This window comes from Mucilaginibacter sp. P4_G9, assembly GCF_056400985.1.
Genome location: NZ_JBFUKF010000436.1, coordinates 1 through 4,125, shown reverse-complemented (window position 1 = coordinate 4,125; position 4,125 = coordinate 1). Strand labels below are relative to the sequence as shown.

General features: G+C 44.0%; 2 protein-coding genes. One reads left to right on the top strand and one right to left on the bottom strand.

The window, feature by feature from the left end:
• Nucleotides 1-452: 452 nt before the first annotated feature.
• Nucleotides 453-3,071, bottom strand: coding sequence for an ATP-dependent chaperone ClpB (clpB, locus tag AC1DPZ_RS23260; protein ID WP_477407940.1), 2,619 nt, complete (start codon nt 3,069-3,071; stop codon nt 453-455).
• Nucleotides 3,072-3,213: 142 nt separating this feature from the next.
• Here clpB and AC1DPZ_RS23255 point away from each other — a divergent pair.
• A partial coding sequence (locus AC1DPZ_RS23255) for a histidine kinase dimerization/phospho-acceptor domain-containing protein (RefSeq protein WP_477407938.1) occupies nt 3,214-4,125 on the top strand: 912 nt, incomplete at its 3' end.

The following is a 4,125-nucleotide window of genomic DNA, read 5'->3' as shown; positions in this document are numbered from 1 at the left end:
GCTTATAAGCGCGGTAAACCATTATGATGGTCCCCAATGAATGTTTTTTGCAAAGAGTGACCGTCCCAAACTCGCAAACGGGCTCTGGTCGGCCCCAAGGGTTTATACGGGGTATGTAGCTTGCTCTGTTTTTTTGCAAGACTAACCTTTAGCAGCTATATAATCAACAAGTGTCATTACTGTTTTTTCCAGTTCAAGCTGGTAGTTACTCGCAATGACATGACTGTAAGTTACTGACCATCAATATAAAAAATCGCCATTGCGAGGAGGAACGACGAAGCAATCCCGAACTATACAGGGCGAATTTGCAAGCGCACCTGCTTATTGGGGATTGCTTCGTTCCTCGCAATGACGGTTCAAAAAATCACGTCATCCCTATTTTTTCCAGGATTACCCTAGTGGACACTCGCAATGACGATTATTATTTATAGACGATTATTTATTTATACTTATTATTTCACCGGTTCCGGAGCCGCCTTGGGCGTGTTCAAAAACACAAAGTTGTTATCAAACATATCAACCTTGATGGTGCTGTCTTTATCTACCTTACCGGCCAGGATCTGCTTCGATAGTTCGTTCAGGATCTTTTTCTGGATGACGCGTTTTAGCGGACGGGCGCCAAACTGTGGATCGTAACCTAACTGGCCCAGCCAATCAAGAGCCTCGTCGGAAGCCTCCATATTGATGCCCATTTCGGCCAGGGTTTCTTTCACATGGTTAAACTGCAGTTTCACAATGTCATGAATCTCATCGCGGCTAAGCGGAGTAAACATAATGATTTCATCAATACGGTTCAAAAACTCCGGACGGATAGTTGCCCTTAACAGGCTAAACAGTTCGTTCTTTGTTTTGGCTATCAGCTCATCACGGTTTTCATCTTCCAAAGCCTGGAAGTTTTCCTGGATGATGTTTGATCCTATGTTTGATGTCATGATGATGATGGTGTTTTTGAAGTTCACCACGCGGCCTTTATTATCGGTTAAGCGGCCATCATCCAACACCTGCAACAGGATATTAAACACATCCGGGTGCGCTTTTTCAATTTCGTCCASCAGTACCACGCTGTATGGCTTACGACGCACGGCCTCGGTTAACTGACCGCCTTCATCATAACCCACGTAGCCCGGGGGCGCTCCTATCAGCCTTGAAACAGCATGGCGTTCCTGGTATTCACTCATATCTATCCTCACCAGTGCACCTTCGTCATTAAACAGGTATTCGGCCAATGCCTTTGCCAGCTCGGTTTTACCCACCCCGGTTGTACCTAAAAATATAAACGATCCAATTGGCCTGCGTTTATCCTGCAAACCGGCACGGCTGCGGCGTATAGCATCGCTGATAGCTTCAATGGCTTCCTGCTGGCCTGCTACGCGTTTGTGTAACTCATCTTCCAGGCTCAATAGTTTTTCGCGCTCGCTCTGGATCATTTTGCTAACCGGGATACCTGTCCAGCGGCTTACCACCCCTGCAATATCGTCGGCAGTTACTTCTTCCTTAAGCATGCGGCTGTCGCTCTGGTTTTCCAGCAGGGCAGCCTTTAGTTTTTCAACTTCGGCCTGTGCCTGTACGATGGTTCCGTAGCGCAATTCGGCTACTTTGCCATAGTCGCCCGCACGTTCGGCCTGCTCAGCTTCCTGCTTATAGTGTTCTATCAGCTCAACTTTTGTATTAATGCCATCAACAAGGTCTTTTTCGGCCTTCCATTTGGCCCGCAATGAATCGCGCTGGGCAGATAGATTGGCAATCTCCTTGCTTAACTCGGTAACCTTGTGGTCATCCTTTTCACGCTTTATGGCTTCGCGCTCAATCTCCAGTTGCATAATGCGGCGTTCCAGCTCATCAACCACTTCCGGTACCGAATCCATTTCCAGGCGCAGTTTTGAAGCAGCTTCGTCCATCAGGTCAATAGCCTTATCAGGTAAAAACCTGTCGGAGATATAACGCTGCGACATTTCTACCGCGGCTATAATGGCCTCGTCTTTTATCCGCACTTTGTGGTGGGTTTCGTAACGTTCTTTTAAGCCACGTAAAATAGATATAGCGTCGGCAGTATCCGGCTCTTCAACCATCACTTTTTGAAAGCGGCGTTCAAGAGCTTTATCTTTTTCTAAATATTTCTGGTATTCATTAAGCGTAGTCGCGCCTATTGATCTTAGCTCACCACGGGCCAAAGCGGGTTTTAATATATTGGCCGCATCCATGGCGCCTTCGCCGCCGCCAGCACCTACAAGGGTATGAATCTCATCAATAAACAGGATAATCTCGCCATCACTTTGCGTAACTTCTTTAATAACGGCTTTAAGGCGTTCTTCAAACTCACCTTTGTATTTGGCGCCTGCTATAAGCGCACCCATATCCAGCGAATAAACCACCTTGGTTTTCAGGCTCTCGGGCACATCCCCTTTGATGATCCTGAAAGCAATACCTTCGGCTATTGCAGTTTTACCAACACCAGGTTCGCCAACCAGTATAGGGTTATTTTTTGTACGGCGGGATAGGATCTGGATCACCCTGCGGATCTCCTCGTCCCTGCCAATAACCGGGTCAAGCTTGCCCGATTCGGCATACTCATTAAGGTTACGGGCATATTTGTTAAGCGCGTTGTAAGTAGCCTCGGCATTCTGGTCGGTTACTTTGCTATCTCCGCGTAAGCCGATAATAGCTTTTTTCAAATCTTTTTCGTTTACCCCAAAATCTTTAAGCGCGGTGCTTACCTTGCCCCCTGCTGCCAGCAGGCCCAATAATATATGCTCAACAGATACAAATTCATCTTTAAATTCCTTCAAATATCCCTGAGCTTTCTGGAGAGCCGAATTGCTGTCGGAAGATAAATAAACGTTGCTACCGCTTACTTTAGGGAACGATGCTATCTGCGTATCCAGTGTATCATTCAGGCGGTTAAGGTTAACGTTTAGTTTTTTTAATAAATACGAAATAACATTTTCATCAACCAGCAACAATCCCTTTAACAGGTGCGCTGGTTCAATTGCCTGCTGCTGGTTGCCAGTGGCAATTTCTGAAGCTTTTTGAACGGCTTCCTGGGCTTTTATTGTAAAGTTGTTAAAATTCATAGTAGTTGGTGTTAGTCAAATCGCTTGCCAGTTTTTAAAGCCTGATAAAAAGTCATACAAAAATAATTTGAAGCGCCATTTTGACGTTACCTGGTAAACAATTGTTATTTTTTGATATTTTTGAAGAGCCCAATAAATTTTGATGTCAAAAACGCGTTTCTTTTTTAATAGCCTGCCGGCAAAATACCAGTCGTTATACCGGAACTTTTATACTTATCAAAATTTAATTGCAATAAGGGCGGCCGGCATCATATTTTTATTATTGAACATTATAATAAGAATACTGTACCTGGTTTTTCCGGCAAGCCTTACAAAGGCTCAAAACTTTCCCGAATTTAACACAAGTAACTGGGTATTCCTCGTCATTACGCCGGTTTTTCTGATAATTAGCAACTTGCTTATAATTGATTACAAAAGGCATAAAAAAGGCACTCAGCTAATGGCATTTGTTGTGTTTTTGTTTTCGTTATATATMATTACCTGTGGCATGTATTCCAGTTTTATTGCCACGTCAGACCCGGGCAACTCACTTACCCTTTACCTGGTTGCTTTGTGCCTTATAAGTGCCATGTGTGTAATGGAATATTATGAAACCATTATACTGATCATCGCGATTGAGTTGTTTTTTACGGCCTTGTTGTTATACAGTCAGGCATCGCCTACCCAAATGCTTTATAATCAGTTAGTATCCGTAATATTATTATCGGCCTTTTACCTTACATCCAGGTATTTTTTTACTTCTAAAGCCAATAGCTATCAGCAGGTTATCCAGATAAAAGAAAAAAACGAGCAGATTGAAAAAGCAAACGGGTTTAAAAACCAGGTATTGGGGATGGTGGCCCATGATCTGCGCAACCCTATAGCGGCAGTTGAATCCATTGCAATGATGATGGAAATGGATGAGATAACCGAGGATACACGCGATAACCTGGCAATGGTAAAAACATCGTGCGAAAAAGCAAGGTCGATAATTGACGATTTACTGGAGGCTGCACGTAATGACAACGACAATGTTATTGTTACCGAAAGGACGGAGTTGAATAAACTACTTAAA